The organism is Thiocapsa imhoffii, from assembly GCF_016583985.1.
GTDB lineage: Bacteria > Pseudomonadota > Gammaproteobacteria > Chromatiales > Chromatiaceae > Thiocapsa > Thiocapsa imhoffii.
Map to the genome: position 1 here is coordinate 174164 of NZ_NRSD01000003.1, position 18805 is coordinate 192968.

An 18805-nucleotide genomic window follows, 5' to 3' on the forward strand; every position below is an offset into this window, starting at 1 on the left:
GAGTCCGTGGTCGCGGCACACCTGCTCGCGCGTCACCGCAATCCGTTCCGGTTGATCCCATCCGCCCGGTTGCCCCCATATGGTCGGATGACTCTTGAACACAAGGCTGACCTCGCCGGATCATGACCACCATCTTGACCATCATCCTACTCCTGGCCGTCGCTGCGATCCCGGTCGGCGTCCACCTCGGGTTTCGCGCCCCGCGCAGACGCGAAACCGGCTCTCCGGCGGACTTCGGCCTGGCCTACGAGCGGGTCACCATCCCCACGCTGCGGGGTCGTCACCTATTCGGGTGGCTGCTGCCCGCTCCCGCCGCGACCCGCACCCTCGTGATCCTCCACGGCTGGGGCGGCAATGCCGAGCAGATGTTACCCATGGCCGCGCCCTTCGTGCGGGCCGGGTTCAACGTCCTACTCTTCGATGCGCGCAATCACGGCAAGAGTGATGGCGATACCTTTTCATCACTACCACGATTCGCCGAAGATCTGGGGATGGCGATCTCTTGGTTACACCGCGAGCACCGCGAGCGCGCCACCTGTGTCGCGGTGCTGGGGCACTCCGTGGGGGCCGGCGCCGCGCTCTTCGAGGCCTCGCGCAATCCCCACATCGCCGCGCTGATCAGCATCGCGGCCTTCGCGCACCCATCCCAGGTCACCGAGGATGCGGTGCGGCGGCTGCGCTTGCCACGAGTGGTCACGATGCTGATCATTCGGTACGTGGAATGGCTCATCGGTCACCGCTTCGACACCATTGCGCCGGTGAACACCATCGCCCGGATCCCCTGCCCCGTCCTGCTGGTCCATGGTGATGCCGACCGCGTCGTGCCCATCCACGATGCCTACCACATCATCGCGCGTGCGAACCGCCCGGATCATCGGCTCCTTGAGATCGCGGACGCCGATCACGACTCGGTGGAACGAATCGAGCAACACGTCGGTGACCTGTTAGGCTTCCTCGATGGGCATTGTGCTGCCTCGGCGCGGTCCTGAACCCCGCGGGCCGCGCACGCAGCAACCAGAGGCGCACTGAGTCAACCGCCCAATCGGCCCGGGCTGTTTTAGAGTCCGAGTTCCCGCCAACGCGTCTCGATGCGTTTGACCGAGATCGGCACGGCGGTTCCGAGCGACTGGGCAAAGAGGGAGACCCGCAGCTCCTCGAGCAGCCAGCGCACCTCGTCCAGGCGCGGGTCGTTGCGACCTGCCGCGCGGCTCGCGGCGGCCCGTTCACGCCAGCGCGTCAGCAGATCCGCCATACTCGCCATCTGCTGACGGTCGCGGCCCGCGGCATGGGTCAGCTTCTCCAGACGGAGTAGCGCCGCCGTCAGGTAACGTGGATACTGGGTGAGATGCACGGCCGGAATCTCCTGGAAAAATCCGCGAAAGACCAAGCTGTCGAGCTGTTCACGCACATCCTGAACGCTGGGTTGCCAGGTCATCTGGGAGCTGCTGGCCAACCGCCCGCGCAACTGGTGATAAGCATCGAGAATGGTCTCAGCGAGGTGCGCCACCTCCCTGGCTTGCTGCTGGAGCTGCCCACGGCAGGCCTGGAGTCGTGCAGTGAACTCAGCCTGCCGCCGGATCACGGGGCCGGTGTTCAGGAAGGTGCGATCCAGCATCAGTGCCGTGAGCTCATCGAGGAGATCAAGCGATGCCAGCCGCGTGTCGCCCGCTGGTGCCGGGGCTAGGACGGGCCAGCGGGTTGTGGTGGGAGCCTTGGCATATTGGAGTCGCAGCCGTGCCAGATCGGGCAAGGTCTGGCGCAGGACCCGGGCTTGCGCATCCAGCGCCAGGGCGAACAAGCGACGCACCCCGGCGCGATGGGCGCGCAGGGCGGTGTCCTCGGCATCCAAGACCCGGATCCCAACACTACGCCCCTCATCGACCACTGCCGGAAACCCCCGCAACTGAATGCCAGCACGTGTCAGCTCGATCTGTTCGGGAAGATCACCGAAATCCCAGCGCACGAGCCCCGTGCGTTCGGACCAGGGATCCGGCAGATGGGCAAAGCGTTCCAGCCCAAGCGCGCCAAAGCGCTGGCGGAGACGGTCCGGATCCTCATCGACGGCTAACACCCGCCCGCTCTCGTCGACCAACCGCACCTTCATGCGTAGATGCGGCGGCACCGATGTCGGATCCCAGTCGTCCTCGGCAATCCGCACCTTCAGATGCTCCCAAACGAGTTCGGACAAGACCTGTGACAGGGGGCGGTCAAGCGGCGCACGACCCGCCGCCCACGCCGGCGTCAACAGCAACGCCAAGCGCGCGGCTGTTTCCGGAATGGGCACGAGCGCGGTGCGTACGCGCTTCGGCAGACCACGCAACAGCGCCGTGATGCGTGCCTCGAGCAAACCGGGAATGCCCCAATCCAGCCGTGCGGCGGTCACCTGGTTGATCAGGGGCAAGGGCACCACCAGGGTCAAACCATCCGCCGTCTCGCCAGGGGTGAAGCGATACTCGAGCGGCAAGGGTGTCGCACCGATCGCGATGCGATCCGGAAAGCGTTCGGCGGTGATCTCATCCGCGGCGTGACGCATCAGATCCTCACGCCGTAGATGCAGAATCTTCGGTTGCGTGCGGGTTATCTTGCGCAGCCATTGCTCGAACTGGGGGGCGGAATAGATTCCGCTGGGGATGCGCTCGGCGTAAAAGGCGAAGAGCACCTCATCGTCGACCAGCAGATCGCGCCGACGTGCCTTGGCTTCGAGCGCCCGCACCGACGCGATCAGCTCCTGATTGTGTCGCCAGAAAGGCGCGCGGGTCTTGAAATCACCTTCGACCAAGGCAAAGCGAATGAAGATCTCACGCGCCTCGGCAGGCCGCAGCGGACCAAAATTGACCCGCCGCTTCGCCACCAGGGTCAGGCCGAACAGGGTCACCTTCTCGTAGGCCGCGACCTGTCCGGATTTCGCTTGCCAATGCGGCTCGAAATAGCTGCGCTGCAACAGGTGTCGCCCAGCCATTTCGATCCAGGCCGGCTGAACGCGTGCCGCAATGCGCCCATAGGCCCGGGTTGTCTCCACCCGTTCGGCCACCAGGATCCATTTCGGGGAGGATTTGAAGAGGACGGAACTCGGATGGATGCGAAAGCGCGTATTGCGTGCGCCGAGATACTCGTGATGCCCCTCGAGCGCACCGAGATGGCTCAGCAGTCCGCTCAACAAGGCCCGATGGATCTGTTCCTCGGTGCCCGCGGAGACGTTCTCCTTGAACCCCATCTCGAGCAACTGCTCACGCAGTTGGCTGTGGACGTCATGCCATTCCTGAACCCGCGTGTGAGAGAGGAAGTGGCGTTGACAGCGCAGCCGGAACTGATTGCGCGACAAGACCTTGCGCTCGCCTTCAAGAAACCGCCAAAGATTGAGGAAGGTGAGGAAGTCCGAATCTGGATGCGCGAAGGTAGCATGGATCTGATCGGCGCCCGAGCGCTGCTCATGGGGTCGTTCGCGGGGATCCTGTACGCTCAAGGCCGCCGCGATGATCAGCATCTCGGCCAGGCACTGCTGATCGATGGCAGCGAGCAGCATGCGAGCGATGCGCGGGTCGACCGGCAAGCGGGCGAGACGCCGACCGAGTTCGGTTAAGTCCCCCTGATCATCGATGGCGCCCAGCTCCTCGAGCGTCCGTTCACCGTCGCGCACGAGTCGGGGATCAGGTGGGTCGATGAAGGGAAACCGGTCGATCGCGCCGAACCCGAGCATCTTCATGCGGAGGATCACCGCCGCGAGGTTGGTGCGTTGGATCTCGGGTTCCGTGTATGGCCGCCGTGCCGCGAAGTTGTCCTCACTGTAGAGCCGAATGCACACCCCTGGCGCAATTCGCCCACAGCGTCCCTTGCGTTGCTCGGCCGAAGCCTGGGAAACCCGCTCCACGGGCAGACGCTGCACCCCGCGCCGGTGGCTGTAGCGACTGATGCGCGCGAAACCCGGATCGATCACATGATGAATCCCCGGAACCGTCAGCGAGGTCTCGGCAACATTGGTGGCGAGGACCACGCGCCGAGTGCCATGGGCTTGGAAGATCCTTGCCTGCTCGCGCGGCCCTTGACGCGCATAGAGCGGAAGGATCTCGGTCGCCGGGGGATGATGTTTGCGCAGGGTTTCGGCCGTTTCGCGGATTTCGCGCTCACCCGAGAGAAAAACGAGCACATCCCCGCGCCCGCTCCGGGATAATTCCTCGACCGCCTCGGAGATCGCCTGTTGCATCGCCTCGTCGCGCTCACCGACCGACTCCTCCGCCGGGGGTCGATAGTGCACCTCGACCGGATAAGTACGACCCGAGATCTCGAGCACAGGCACGGGGGCAACGCCGGGCGTTGCGAAATGCGTGACGAAGCGGGCGGGATCAATGGTCGCCGAGGTGACGATGAGCTTCAGATCAGGCCGCCGCGGCAGCAGACCCTTCAGATAGCCAAGGAGGAAATCGATGTTCAGACTGCGTTCGTGGGCTTCGTCGATGATCAGGGTATCGTATTCGCTCAGCAATCGGTCGCGCTGGATCTCAGCGAGCAGGATCCCATCGGTCATCAGCTTGATCGCTGTCTCCGGTCGCACCCGATCGTGAAACCGGATCTTGTCGCCGACCAGCCCGCCCCGCGTCACGCCCAATTCCTGCGCAATGCGGGCGGAGAGGCTGCGCGCCGCGATCCGCCGGGGCTGGGTATGACCGATACGCCCCGCCAGACCGCGTCCGAGCTCCAGACAGAGCTTGGGTAATTGCGTCGACTTTCCCGATCCCGTCTCGCCACAGAGGACGACCACTTGATGCGCTGAAATCGCCGCGGCGATTTCAGCGCGACGCAGACTGACCGGGAGTTCTGGCGGATAGCGGAACACCGCGGGCACCGCGGCGCGGCGGCGTTCACGAATGGCCTGTGAGGCGTACAGATGCTGCCACACCCCCTCCAGGCCGCGCGCGACCGGCTCCCCAGCCGTTGCGCGCCGCCGCAGCGCACGGACGCGACGACGCAGCCGCTCACGATCCTGAGTCAGACAGGCGTCGAGTTCGAGGTCGGTTGGAAACAGGAGTTCGTTCAAGAAAAACGTGGCAACTGGAAATTGTGGGGTGCGTGTGGATGGCCTGGCGACAGACCAGCCGTGACGCCCGGCATGATGATGCAAATCGTCCTCTGCGGACAGGATAACAAGTCCCACGCACCCAGGATCGAACACGCGCCCTGCCGCCGGGACGCACGCCTCTCAGTGACGAGGAGGATGCCGACCCCGAGACCCATGCAGGCGTGTGCACCGCCCGTTAGGTTCCAGTCGCGTCTGGTCCGCTGAAATCATAATCCATTTCAGGACTCGGGGGCTGCACGAAGGGACCCTGCAACAGATCAGCGCCCGCCCGACACAGCCGCGCAATGGTCTCGGGCGCCTCGATCCCGGTCGCGATCACGATGAAACCGGAGGATTTCACGCCGCGGATGAGCGCAGCAAGTGCCTCGGCGGGCAGCGAGTGGACCGTCTCGCGCTGCAGTCTGACGAAGGTCACCGGTGCCCGGGTCAGGACCTCGCCCGCCTCGTCACTGGCATCCAAGCCATTGAGGCACACCCGAATGCCGAGACGCGCCAAGCACGTCACCCGTTCGTGCAACAGATCAGGCGCATGGGCGACCTCATCGATTTGAAATTGCAGCACGGGACGCAGGCGAAACAACTCACGTCGATTGATTTCATCGCGCACCTGTTCGAGCCAGGTCGCACGCGTCAGACTGGCGAGGGATTGGTGGATGAACAACTGCACCGGCGTCCCGGCGCGATGATGACTCATGAGGACCTCGAGCCCCTGCGTGAGCACCCAGTGATCGATCGATTCCTGCAGCCCGGAGGCCCGCGCGACCGGGGTGAAGAGAGCCGGTGGCAAGAGTTCACCGTCACTGACCACCAGCCGTGGAGAGACTTCATAGCGTGCCCGCGACGCTTGCATCAGCGTGACCATGGGCTCGAACAGGAGCTGGAGTTGCTCGGCCCGCAGCGCCGCGCGGACCGGCTCAACGGCATCGGTCGCGGCTGGGGTCGAGGTCTGCTGGGGATATCCGATGGGATCTTTCGCACCGGCGGCAAGCGCCGCCAGCGCGGCCTTGCCAGCACGAGAGGCCAGGGTGAATGCATCCCCTCCGCTTGCACACAGCGGGCACCAACCGATCCCGATCTCGGTCTCCGGCATGGCACGATGGAGCGCCTCGGCCAGCGCCGCGCCGGCGGCGGCGCACGCCTCGGCATCAGGGCGGCGCAGCAACACACCGAGTGAGTGCTCGCCCAAGCGCGCCACCCAGTCAGGCCGCAGGATGCGCTCGGCGAGCAGGACAGCGAGACGAGGCAGATCCGGGCTCGTCCCCGCCAGCGCGAAGGCGAACAAGGCCCGCTGTGCGGGATCGGCCCCGTCCTGCCCGATCAATCGGCCAAGCCGCTCGAGGAGGCGTTCGCGACTTGGCAAGCCGGTCAGCGCATCGATCAGGGCCCGCCCATGCTGACGGCGCGCCCGTTCCCGCACCCGGGCGAGTCGCTGCGTAACGCAGGCTACCAAGCGATCAGGCGGAACGGGTTTGGCGAGGAAGTCATCACCGCCGACCCGCAGCGCGGCCAGTTGTTGCTCGGTGTCCAACTCAGCGGAGAGGAAGACGATCGGGAGATCGGCAAAACGATCCTGATCGCGGATGATGCGGGTCAACTCGATCCCGGATGCGCCGGGCATATGCAGATCCATCAGCACCAGGTCCGGCTCGAAGCGGGCGAGCGCATCGAGCACGCCGAGCGGATCGATGACCCGTTCGGTCAGGATGCCAACACCTTCGAGAACACGTGCCGCGAAGAGCGCGGCAACCGGCTGATCATCAACCACGAGCACCCGGTCCGCGCGTGCGCCCGGCTCACCAATCAGGGTCAGGATGCGTTCAACGATGTGCTCGGGCGTGAGCGGCAGCTCGAGACAGGCGCTGGCACCAGCGCGCATGGCCGCCAGCCGGGGGGCGATCTCCCCGCCCTGCGCGAGGCAGACGAAGGGGATCGGTGGCGTCCCCTCGCGACGATATGCCGCGACGAGGTCGGCAAGTCGGCGTGGATCCGAGAGTCCCCGCGCATCGATCAAGAGCAACCGCGGCGGCGGCTGGCCATCACCCAGCCTGAACTGCTCAGGTGTCTCGGCGATCCCAAGCGGGAGCGCCCGGTCCCGCAGCACGCTCGCGAGCTGCGCGCTCAGCGCACGATCCTGGGTCAGGAGATGAATGGCATAGGAAGGGTTGCGCTCGAGGCTGATCGCAAGCGGGTCCACGGCAGTCCTCCAAGATGGACCAGTCTGGGAGCGCGCGACAGTGAGTGGGTTCCGCGCCAGCCGACCGGAAGTTGGGAGGACTCAATTGAACACATTTCGTTTTCTTCGTGCAAGTCCGTTGTCGGCCGCCCACCGGCGGCCGTCACCGCAGAGTCACTGGCCCCACACCCAGGAACACGTCCAGGACACCCGCCGCGAAACTGGCACCCAACCGCCGTGAGAAGGACTCGAACAGATCCCGTTTCTTCGTGTAGTCGACGATCTTCTCGGCGCCGATCAGATCGCGCGCGACCGAACTGGTGCTTCCAAGCCCGTCAACGAGGCCCAGTGCCACCGACTCTTGCCCGCTCCAGAACAGACCACTGAAGATCGCCTCATCATCCGTCAAGCGCTCGCCGCGTCCCGCCTTGACCTCGGCGATGAACTGCTCATGGAGATCGTCCAGTACGGTTTGGATGAAGGCCTGTTGCTCCGGCGGGAAGGGCGAGAAGGGATCCAGGATGCCCTTGTTCGCGCCGGCGGTCAGCAGACGCCGCTCGACGCCCAGCTCCTTCAGCACCTCCTCGAAGCCAAAGCTCCCGATGCGCACACCAATCGAGCCAACCAGACTCGCCTTATCGGCATAGATGGCATCCGCGGCCACGGCCACATAGTAACCACCTGACGCACAGAGATCCGTGGCCACGGCATAGACCGGAAGGTCCTGATCGTGCTCCTCGCGATAGTTCGCCTTCAGACGTTTGATCTCGTCGTTGATGTAGCCCGCCTGCACTGGACTGCCACCGGGACTATTGATGCGCAGGACGATCCCCTCGACCCCATCGGCCTCGAAGGCCTCGCGCAGGGCCGCGATGACGCGATCCGCGCTCGCGTCCGCTTCCGGTGCGATCACCCCGTCGATCTTGATGACCGCGGTATGGGCCTCGCCCGAGGATAGGCGATCGAATAGATCCCGCGAATTCGCCATCACCAACAACGCGATCAGGTAGGCCAACAGTAGGAATTTGAACAGGATGCCCCAGCGCCGGCCGCGTCTTTGATCACGCAGGTGATCCAGTGCCAACTGATTGATCAGGGCTCGTTCCCAGTCAGGGGAATCGGGCGCGGGCATGGGGTCGCGACGACGCGTCCAGAATGTCCACTTCATGGTTTACTCCGGCATGAGAATGCTGATTCGATCGATTCGGATGGCCCGTCCAGAGCGGTGCTGCCCGCCGCGGTGGACCAACGCTCGCACCCAACATGGATGCGCACGACCGCGCTTGCGAGGGGATGAGCCGCGACAGGAGACTGGAACCGTATCACCGCGGCGACGCGTCCGCCCCCATGAGCGCAACCTGATCGAGCCAGTCGGGCAAGACCCTGAGGTCATCCAGGCAGGCGAGTGGACCCTGCGCCATGAGTCGGGCAACCGGATGCACCCCATAGGAGACGGCCAGCGCCTTGGTCCGCGCGCTCATGGCCATTTGCAGGTCGTATTCGGTGTCACCGATCATCAGGGTGGCCGCAGCCGCGGCCCCGAGTTCATCCATTAATTCGAGCAACATTTGGGGATGCGGTTTCGACCGTGTCTCATCGGCACAACGCGTGGCCTGAAACAGCGGGCCAAGCCCGGTTTCAGCCAGGGCTTGCGCGAGACCATGACGTCCCTTGCCCGTCGCAACCGCCAGCCGGTAACCGCGCGCCGCAAGCGTCTCGAGCGTTTCGCGAGCACCGGGGAAGAGCGCCGCGGGCGTGGCATCGACCTCGAGGAAATAGCGTCGGTAACCCGTCTCCAAGGCACCACGGGTTGCGGCATCACCCCGCGGCAGCAGACGCAGGATCGCCTCCTCCAGACCCAGGCCGATGACCTGCCGGGCGACTTCGCGCGCGGGTGGGCTCAAACCGAGATCCCGAAAGGCTGCCTGCAAACAATTGACAATCCGTGCCTCAGAATCCATCAGGGTTCCATCCCAGTCGAAAACGATCAAGTCGAAGGTCACGTCGAGGGCTCCAGGCGCGTGAGGAAGACCGCGAGTTCCGCGGGAAGCGGCGCACTCAGCCGATAGGATCGAGGCGGGTCACCGAGCGTCCATCCGAGTCCCGCGGCATGCAGAAACAGGCGTCCCAGACCCAGCGCTTTCAAGCGGCGGTTCGCCTCCTCGTCACCGTACTTGGGGTCACCCGCGAGTGGCGTGCCAAGGGATGCCGCATGGACGCGAATCTGATGCGTCCGCCCCGTGACCAGTTCGGCCTCGACCAGGGTCAGCGTCATGGACTCAACCACATAGCGGGCCTGCACGCGAAACAGGGTCCGGGCCGCCCGCCCCTGCTCGTGATCAACCCGTACGATCCGCTCGCCCCCATGCAGGACATTCTTCACCAGTGGCGCATCCACGATCATCTTGTCCCGGCCCGGATCGCCGACCATGAGCGCGCGATAGCGCTTGTCCATGCGGCCCTCGCGCATCAGGGCATGGAGTTGGCGCAAGGTGCCGCGGCGTTTGCTGATCATCAGACAGCCCGAGGTCTCGCGGTCCAGGCGATGCACCAGTTCCAGGGCATCGCCCGGGCGCAGCGCACGCAGCGACTCGATCACGCCAAAGCTCAGACCGCTCCCACCATGCACCGCCAATCCGGCCGGTTTGTCGAGGACCAGCAACTGCTCGTCTTCGTGGAGAATCGCCTCGCTGAGCCAGGCCAGACGCGCGCTGGGGATCCGGCCTGGATCCGCCACCTGGGGCGCACGCAGCGGCGGCACGCGGACGAGATCGCCCGCCTGGACCCGATGGCTCGCCTTGATACGGCCTTTGTTGACACGGACCTCGCCGCGACGCAGCACCCGGTAGAGATGGCTGCGCGGGACCCCCTTGAGGTGGCGGAGGAGAAAGTTGTCGATCCGCTGCCCGTTCGCCTCCGCATCAACACGCAGGATGCGCACGCCGGCATCGGATGACGCGCTTTGAGCGGCTCGGCGATCGGGTGCTGGCGTCAGCGCGGCGGCGGGGCGCGCCCGCTCGCGCTGGCGCACCTTAGCCCGCGAGGCGGTGCTCCGATCGGATTTGGAGCGGCGAGGTCTTGATGTCACGTGGTGTGGTTCCGCCTTGAAGGGCTCAATTGCTGCTAAATCGTCTTTACTGATATGATCGGAGGCTTGCGCACACCCACGGATTACGAGATTTATCCCGGATCGGTGAGTGCAGCGAGGGAGTCAGGTCAAGGATACGCCGCGAACGATCAAGCCGATTCCTGGCCGATGGATCACACCCTGACTTCCGCATCCGGCATCCGATGTCCAAGCAGCTCGATGATGGACGTTCACAGGGTGTCGCGGACTCGTTCAATCGAGTGACCGCGCATTCTACACCTCGCGAACGCATTTCGCCCTGCCTGAGCGAGGACCGCGCAGCCGGTGCTGCCCTCAACGTTCCGATGATCGACCCGTCGTGACGACGAGCCGACTTGGGGCGAGCGGCCCCGCGCGGGGCCGCTCGTCAATGACTCACATACAGCGCGCGCGCTCCTGCTGGCCGGGCGAGACCGTCTCCTTGGACCCTGCCCCTGTTGCTCGGAATGACTCCGACGACAAGAGGCCGAGTCCCTCACGGTGTTGCACCAGGCGGCGTCGCCACAAGCAGCCCCCGCACCGGGGAGCGCGCCGCAGTGCGGAACACAATCTATGAAACGCATGCTGATCAACGCAACTCAGCCGGAAGAGTTGCGGGTAGCAACAGTCGACGGCCAACAGCTCTACAACCTCGATATTGAATCCCCCGGGCGCGAACAGAAAAAAGCCAATATCTATAAAGGCGTCATCACTCGGGTTGAACCGAGCCTAGAGGCCGCGTTCGTCGATTACGGGGCCGATCGCCACGGCTTCCTGCCACTCAAAGAGATTTCTCGGGCCTATTTCGAGCCGGAAAGCGTCAAACCCGGAGCGCGGATCAATATCAAGGATTCCGTCCGCGAAGGCCGTGAGGTCGTCGTCCAGATCGATAAGGAGGAGCGCGGCAACAAGGGTGCCGCGCTCACCACCTTTATCTCGCTGGCGGGGCGTTATCTGGTGCTGATGCCAAACAACCCACGCGCCGGGGGCGTCTCGCGCCGCATCGAGGGCCAGGATCGCAGCGAATTGCGCGATGCCATGAGCCAACTGCGCATCCCCGAGGACATGGGACTGATCGTGCGCACGGCGGGGGTTGGTAAGAACGTCGAGGAACTGCAGTGGGATCTCGACTATCTCCTGCAACTCTGGAAGGCCATTGAGACCTCGGCGCAGGAACGCAAGGCACCCTTCCTGATCTACCAGGAAAGCGATGTCATCATCCGCTCGATTCGCGACTATCTGAGGGTGGATATCGGCGAGATCCTGATCGACGACCGCGCGGTGTTCGAGCGGGCCGAGAGCTTTATCCGGCAGGTCATGCCAAGCAACCTCAAAAAGCTCAAGCTCTACGAGGACGAGGTTCCACTCTTCACCCGCTATCAGATCGAAAGTCAGATTGAGTCGGCCTTCCAGCGTGAGGTCCGACTGCCGTCCGGTGGCTCGATCGTGATCGACCACACCGAAGCCCTCACCTCCATCGATATCAACTCGGCCCGTGCGACCAAGGGTGCCGATATCGAGGAGACAGCCCTCAATACCAATCTCGAGGCGGCCGACGAGATCGCGCGCCAACTGCGCCTGCGCGACCTCGGTGGATTGTTCGTGATCGACTTTATCGACATGACGCCGCCGAAGAATCAGCGGGAGGTTGAGAACCGCCTGCGCGACGCGCTCAAACACGACCGGGCACGCGTGCAGGTCGCGCGCATCTCCCGCTTCGGCTTGTTGGAGATGTCACGGCAGCGCTTACGTCCATCGCTTGGTGAATCGAGTCAGCAGGTCTGCCCGCGTTGTAAGGGGCAAGGGACGATCCGCGGCGTCGAATCGCTCGCCTTGTCGATCCTGCGGATCGTCGAGGAAGAGGCGATGAAGGAGAATACGCTACGCATCGTCGCTCAATTGCCGGTCAGCGTTGCAACCTTCCTACTCAACGAAAAGCGCCGCGGCATCCTCGAAATCGAACAGCGCCAAGAGGTCGAAGTCCTGCTGTTGCCGAACGAGTATCTGGAAACCCCCGACTACCAGATCGAACGCATCCGGACGCAAGATTCGGTCAAGCTCGCCGCGGATCAGGCGAGCTACCAGATGACCGCTCCGCCGGCAGCCGTCGGGACTCCGTTCTACGCGAAACTCGGTCATCCCGTCCAAGCCGAGGAGCCGGCGGTGAAACAGGTTTCACCGGCCACCCCCGCACCCGCGCCACAACCACGCTGGACCGCAACCACGCCCACGGCATCGTCGCCGCCGCTCGAAGGGCGTCGCGGTGAAACCGAAAGCCTGCTCAAACGGATCTGGACGGGCCTCTTCACCTCACGTCAGGTCGAGTCCCCAGCGGCAATCACGCCGCCAGCAACGGGGCTGCAACCGGGAGGAACGGAGTCGACCACGCGACGCGCGCACGAACCCGGACAACCACCAGCGCACGGGCGCCAAGCAGAGACCAGCCATGGCGAACGCCGGGGTACGGGCGGTGCCCATGCGACACGCCGTGATCCGGCAGCGGAGCGCCCCCGGCCTGATTCCGCACGCGGTCCGCGCCCAGCGCCCGAATCGGGGGGGCGTTCGGAGTCGGTGCGAGGCGGTCGTCAGGATCCCACGCGCGAGGACCTCGACCGCGACGAACGCGGTGCCACTGACACCCCTGCAGAGGGCGATGAGCAGGCTCAGAGCCGGCGCAGCGGCGAATCCCGCTCGCGACGCAGTGGATCGCGTGGACGCGGCCGGCGCGGTGCGGGCCTCGGCGAGGGACGTCGCGACCAGGAGTCCGCCCGCCCGGATGCACAGGGTGAGGTCGCGGACGCAACCAGCTCGCAGCGGGACCTCGAGGAGGGATCGGCGACGGCGCCTGAACCTGCCCGCGCGGCGACCGCCGTGGTACCTGCAAGCGCCCATGCCCTGATGCTGACCTCATCCGACCTGACCGCGGAACGCTCGCCAGTCGAGCGACCGACGGGAACCTCGGCGTCAACCGCGGACAGGGGACATTCCCGGCCGCCACGAGGGCGTTCGGACGGTCCAGCGGAGGACGCGAGCCACCAAGATGTGGCGAACGAGCCAGAGCCAGCCCCCACGCCCTCGGACGATGATGCGTTGAGCGCCGAACGGCCTCGTTCATCGCGCCGCCGCCGCGGCGGACGCAATCGACGGCGCTCGACGTCCGCGGCGGAGACCCGTGATGGGGATGGGTCCTCCCAGGAGACCCTCGAACCCGTCGTGCAGCAGGATCAGTCCGCGTCCCGGCACCAGGGCGAAGATGACGGCGACGGCACCGAACCCGCGAACCGGACCCGCGCAACCACCACCGCGGCGGGTGAATGGACCCAGGCACCACGCCCGCGGCGCGGTTCCAACCACACGGCGGAGACAGCCCAGTCCAGCGCGCCGAGCGACGCCGCGCAAGCGGTGCAACAGTCTGAGCCGGAACGTTTCCAGCCTAGCGATCGGAGCGGCCGACCCGCGACCGACGAGCACTCAGAGTCGGTCCAGGAGCGCCCAAGGGAGACCTTGGCCACGCCAATCCCGGACCCTCCGTCCGCGCCGATCCCGCCACCGACGACCGCGACCGTCGCCCCGGCAACTCCACAGCCCACGCAGGCTCCAGAGCCGCCGGCGCCCTCCCGCGACACGACCGGTGACGATCCGGGCGGCGCGGTCGCGAAACCGCACGCGCACGCGTCGGGCGAAACCACGCCCCATCGATCCGCCGAACAAGTCTCAACGCCAGAGCCGTCCGCCAGTTCACTGGCCGTGCCCGCTCAGGACCCAGCCGAGCCCAAGGGCGGTTTCTGAACCGGCAACCGCCGGTGCGCGGGCATCCCCAGGCGGCTGACCGTCGTGCCCTACTCTTAGGGTGCGGGATCGACAGCCGCCGCGATTGCCGGAGCCTTCAACGCAAGCGCGGCATGAGGTCTTCGAGCAATCCGAGCGCCGCGGCCTCGACCAGATCGAACACCTGATCAAATCCCTGCTGTCCGCCATAGTAGGGATCCGGGACATCGAGGATCCGGAAGTCCGGAGCAAACTCGAGGAAGCGCCGCAGCTTCGTCTCCATCCCGCGCGGACACAGCCGCTGCAAGCTGCGGTAGTTCTCCTGATCCATTGCCAGAACATAGTCAAAGCGTTCGAAATCCGTCCGTGTGGCCACCCGCGCACGCAGGTCCGAGATATCGATGCCCCGCTGCAACGCCGTCTCGCGTGCGCGCCGATCCGGGGGATCACCAACATGATAGGCGTGGGTGCCGGCCGAATCGATCAGGATCCGATCGGCATATCCACGCTCGTTCACGAGTTGGCGAAAGACCCCATGCGCCGTGGGAGAGCGACAGATATTCCCCATGCAAACGAACAGCACGGCAAGGGGTGGTGACAGGTCCCGCTCCACTCGCCGCATGCTCGCCGTGGCCGGCCCCGATTCATCTGGTTTCACTTCATTCATCTCGGACCTCGATCCGCCGAACACCGTTCGGGCTGGTATGATAGACCTTGCATTGGGCAATGTTCGGCCCGTTAGACGGTTGGCGCAACCCAGACGGGCACCATTTAAGACGCTTCACGTGCGGCTCGCATCGCGTTCAACAGACGGCCGTACCACGGAGTGACCCATCGCGAAGCAGTGCGACAGCCACAGCGCTCAGTGCTCCGAGCGCGCCCGCGCTGGATGCAACGGCGATCCAGCCAGGACCTGTGTACCTCGGTCTGCGTCGCACATGGCTTGCCTGGGCCTGTTGACGAGAGCCCGCCCCTGTCGGCGGACTCAAATCGCGCGCCCGGTCCTGGACGTCCGATCCCGCAGCCGCAATCGAGAGCATCAAACATGGACAACACGCCTGACACTACCTCCTCATTAGCCGAACGGGTCGCCTTGCTCACGCGACTCGTCGCGCGGCAGCGCAACGATTATCAGGATCTCGAAACCAAACTGGTGGCGCGTATCGGCGACGTCGACGACGACCGGCGCTTGACTAGCAATCGCATGCAGCGCGCTCTACAGACCCATCATGATGAGATCGAGGCACGCCTGAGGAAACAAGCCGCAATCTTCGCGGCCATTCTGATCTTGATCACATTACTGATCGGGTTGGCATCCTTCTACGCCTACAGCCGGTTAGACGAGGCGCGGCAGGAGTTGATCACGACCCGCGCCCAACTCGGGGGCGACGACGAACGTCTGGCCGCGATCTCGGCACAGAACGCAGCCATCGAGGCAAGCCTGGCGGGGCTGCGTGGGTCCATTGCCCTCTTGTCCCAATCCATTGAACGACTCAAGACGGTGCCCCCCGCACCAAGCGAGCGCGAAGACGCCGCACCGGAATCGCCTGATCTCCAAACGCCGAGCACGGATACCGCGAACATCCTCAGCGGGCGCGAGCCCCTGCTGAGTCCACCCGCAGACGACCTCGAGGACCAGCGCGTTGAGACAGCGCCTCCCGCGGATCCACAGCGCACCGCCGAAGAGGCAAGGCCCGCGCCGGCAGAGGATGGAAGCACAGCCTCTGGCACACTCTCCACCGAGCCTCCGGGCACTGCCGCGACACCGGAGCGTCCCACCCCATTCACGGCACCGCCTGACCAGGACGCTGATCCAACAGCACCCGTGGCCGCAACGGCGCGCGATGCCGTGGAACAGGCCCTGGAGGAACCTGAACCGACTGAGGCTCCCGCACGCCCTGATGAGGATTCAGTAGAACCTGATCCAGAGACGCCGACCCGCGAACCGGCCGCACCCACACCACCGCCAGACACCGCCGCGGCGGTGCCGGAATCCGCTACGAGCGCGCTCGTGCCGCCCGCTGACACGACCACCACTGAATCCGACATCAGCGACTCCGACCCCAGTGAATCGGACACCATTGAAGAGCAGCGCGACGCGCCAGCGATAGTCGCCCCCTCGACGCCCGAGGTGGCTCCCGAGCGACCCGGGGCGGACACAAGCGAGCCGCCGCATGCGCGGATCATGGAGGAACTCCAGCAGGTCGGAAACGACAACCACGCACTGCAATTGATCGGCTTCCATTCCCTCGATTCCTTGCTTGACTTTGCCCAACGCGAAGCGCTGCCGGAGCGCGTCTATTTTCGCGAAGAGAGTTTTCAGGGCCGCCCCTGGTACGTTCTGATCCACAGTTTGCACCCGGCGCGTGCCGCCGCGGTCGGCGCGCAAGAGGAACTCCCGGACACCTTGGCGCTGCTCGATCTCTGGATCCGTCCTCTCCCTCCCGAGACCCAACTAGGCATCATCGAGATCACGCGCTGAGCGACGCTGCCGACCAACCCAGGGCCCCCCTATGTATATCCTCCTGTTGAGTATTCACGGACTGATTCGCTGGCATGAACTCGAACTCGGGCGTGACGCGGATACGGGTGGCCAAACCAAGTATGTGGTCGACCTCGCGCGCGCACTCGCCGAACGCGACGACGTCACGCAAGTGGATCTCGTGACCCGCCGGGTCGTCGACCCCGCGGTCAGCACCGATTATGCCCAACCGCTCGAGCGCCTGAATGACAAGGCCCGGATCCTGCGCATTGATGCCGGCCCCGAGGAATACCTCCCCAAGGAGCAACTCTGGGATCATCTCGACGCCTTCGTCGACAATCTCACCACCTGGCTGCATGATGCCGGACGCTGGCCGAGTATCATTCACAGCCATTACGCCGATGCCGGATATGTCGGTGTACGCCTTTCCAACCTCGCCGGCATCCCCCTGGTGCACACGGGCCACTCACTGGGACGAGACAAACGTCAACGCTTGCTCGCGGCGGGGCTCGAGGGGCCGCAGATTGACGCGCGTTACAACATGGTCCGACGGATCGAGGCGGAGGAGTTGGTTCTCGGCACCGCGGAACTCGTCATCACCAGCACCCACAATGAGATCGAAGCGCAGTACGCCCTCTACGACTACTATCACCCGGAGCGGATGGTTGTCATTCCACCGGGAACCGACCTGGTGCAGTTTCACCCACCGGCTGATGACGCCGGGCCGATCCCCTTCGGCGAGGAGGTCGAGCGTTTCCTGGATGATCCAACCAAGCCGCTCATCCTGGCCCTGTCGCGCGCCGATCACCGCAAGAATATCGTCGCGCTCATCGAAGCGTTCGGTGAATCGAAACACCTTCAATCACTCGCCAACCTCCTCATCATTGCGGGCAATCGCAACGATATTCGCGATCTCGACGAAGGGGCGAGAACTGTTCTGACCGAGATCTTGCTGACGATCGACGCCTATGACCTCTATGGCAAGATCGCCGTTCCGAAACACCATAGTGCCGATGATGTCCCCGAGATTTATCGGCTTGCCGCATCCTCCGGCGGTGTCTTCATCAACCCCGCGCTCACCGAACCCTTTGGTCTAACCCTGCTGGAAGCGGCGGCGAGCGGGCTGCCGCTGGTGGCGACCGAGAATGGCGGTCCCGTCGACATCATTGGCAACTGCCGCAACGGTCTGCTCGTCGACCCACTCGATCGCGAGGCGATGGCCGCGGCCTTGATCCGCGTTCTCAGCGATGCGGACTTCCGCCAGGGACTGATCCGTCAGGGGCTCGCGGGCGTGCGAGAACGCTATTCCTGGCACGCCCACGCGGCCAGTTATCGTGATCGGATTGCCCCCTTGACGAAACGGGCCGACCCCATCCCAAGCACGCCACCCTTGCGGCGACGGCTCATCTATCGCGATCGCGCGCTCTTCACCGATCTCGATCAAAGCCTCTTGGGCAACCTCGAGGGGGTGCAGCGCTTCACGCAGATGATGCGCGAGAACAAACGTTGCTCGAACTTCGGCATTGCCACCGGACGCCGGCTCGATGCCTTGCTCACCGAGTTGAAACGGCATGGCATCCCAGTGCCGGATGTCATGATCACCAGCCTCGGCACCGAGATCCACTACAGCGCCGCTTTGGTGGTCGACGATTTCTGGAGCGACCATGTGGACTATCTGTGGAAGCCACAGATGGTGCGACGCACGCTGGAGGGCATCCCCGGACTCGTGCCACAAGGCCGGGCCGAGCAGAGCCGTTTCAAGATTGCGTATCACTATGACCCCACGGTCGCACCTCCGCTCGATGAGATCATGACCCTCTTGCGCACCCGCGACCTGTCGGTCAACGTGATCCATGCCTTCGGCCAATTCCTCGATGTGGTCCCCATCCGCGCCTCCAAGGGCCAGGCATTACGGTATGTCGCGCATCGCTTCGGCATTCCCCTCGAGCACATCCTGGTCGCGGGAGGCTCGGGCGCCGATGAGGACATGATGCGCGGCAACACCCTCGCCGTGGTGGTCGCCAATCGACACCACGAGGAACTCTCGCAGCTGGTCGAAATGGATAACATCTATTTCGCCCAAGCCTCTCACGCCCTCGGCATCCTCGAAGCGATCGAGCATTACGATTTCTTCGGCGCGTGCGTGGTCCCCGCTCGCCCGCTCGAGGCGATGGCTGACGGCATCCCGGAGTCTGACTGACA

At 64.8% G+C, this 18805-nt stretch carries 10 protein-coding genes; 4 read left to right on the top strand and 6 right to left on the bottom strand.

Translation table 11 applies throughout. The features are described 5' to 3' along the window. The first annotated feature begins 122 nt into the window (after nucleotides 1–122). Nucleotides 123–989 (top strand): alpha/beta hydrolase, encoded by an 867-nt coding sequence (locus tag CKO25_RS04795; RefSeq protein WP_200386791.1) that lies wholly within the window; start codon nucleotides 123–125, stop codon nucleotides 987–989. 68 nt (nucleotides 990–1057) lie between these two features. Here the strand turns inward: CKO25_RS04795 and hrpA are convergent, their stop codons facing one another. From hrpA to CKO25_RS04820, 5 genes are all read right to left on the bottom strand, one after another. After that, on the bottom strand, nucleotides 1058–5032 hold the full coding sequence (gene hrpA / locus CKO25_RS04800) for an ATP-dependent RNA helicase HrpA (protein ID WP_200386792.1): 3975 nt from the start codon (nucleotides 5030–5032) through the stop codon (nucleotides 1058–1060). A 217-nt stretch (nucleotides 5033–5249) separates the two neighbouring features. Beyond that, nucleotides 5250–7268 carry an EAL domain-containing protein gene (locus tag CKO25_RS04805; protein ID WP_200386793.1) on the bottom strand — a complete coding sequence of 673 codons (2019 nt, stop codon included), beginning with the start codon at nucleotides 7266–7268 and terminating at the stop codon, nucleotides 5250–5252. A 142-nt stretch (nucleotides 7269–7410) separates the two neighbouring features. Continuing rightward, entirely contained in the window at nucleotides 7411–8415 is a 1005-nt protein-coding gene (locus tag CKO25_RS04810; RefSeq protein WP_200386794.1) for a S49 family peptidase, read from the bottom strand. A 154-nt stretch (nucleotides 8416–8569) separates the two neighbouring features. After that, complete coding sequence (locus CKO25_RS04815; RefSeq protein WP_200386795.1) at nucleotides 8570–9250, bottom strand: HAD-IA family hydrolase; 681 nt, start codon at nucleotides 9248–9250, stop codon at nucleotides 8570–8572. Continuing rightward, complete coding sequence (locus tag CKO25_RS04820) at nucleotides 9247–10335, bottom strand: RluA family pseudouridine synthase (protein WP_371829696.1); 1089 nt, start codon at nucleotides 10333–10335, stop codon at nucleotides 9247–9249. The genes CKO25_RS04815 and CKO25_RS04820 overlap by 4 nt, the downstream gene beginning before the upstream one ends. A gap of 591 nt (nucleotides 10336–10926) precedes the next feature. Here CKO25_RS04820 and rne point away from each other — a divergent pair. Then, nucleotides 10927–14142 carry a ribonuclease E gene (rne, locus tag CKO25_RS04825; RefSeq protein ID WP_200386796.1) on the top strand — a complete coding sequence of 1072 codons (3216 nt, stop codon included), beginning with the start codon at nucleotides 10927–10929 and terminating at the stop codon, nucleotides 14140–14142. Nucleotides 14143–14239: 97 nt separating this feature from the next. Here rne and CKO25_RS04830 read toward each other — a convergent pair whose 3' ends face one another. Continuing rightward, entirely contained in the window at nucleotides 14240–14743 is a 504-nt protein-coding gene (locus CKO25_RS04830; protein ID WP_242467429.1) for a low molecular weight protein-tyrosine-phosphatase, read from the bottom strand. Between the two features lie 423 nt (nucleotides 14744–15166). On the opposite strand from CKO25_RS04830, the gene CKO25_RS04835 reads away from it, so the two are divergent. After that, nucleotides 15167–16603, top strand: a complete 1437-nt coding sequence (locus tag CKO25_RS04835; RefSeq protein ID WP_200386797.1) for an SPOR domain-containing protein — start codon at nucleotides 15167–15169, stop codon at nucleotides 16601–16603. Between the two features lie 31 nt (nucleotides 16604–16634). Then, the gene (locus tag CKO25_RS04840; RefSeq protein WP_200386798.1) at nucleotides 16635–18803 is read left to right on the top strand and encodes an HAD-IIB family hydrolase; all 2169 of its coding nucleotides are present in this window, start codon (nucleotides 16635–16637) and stop codon (nucleotides 18801–18803) included. Nucleotides 18804–18805 lie beyond the last annotated feature (2 nt).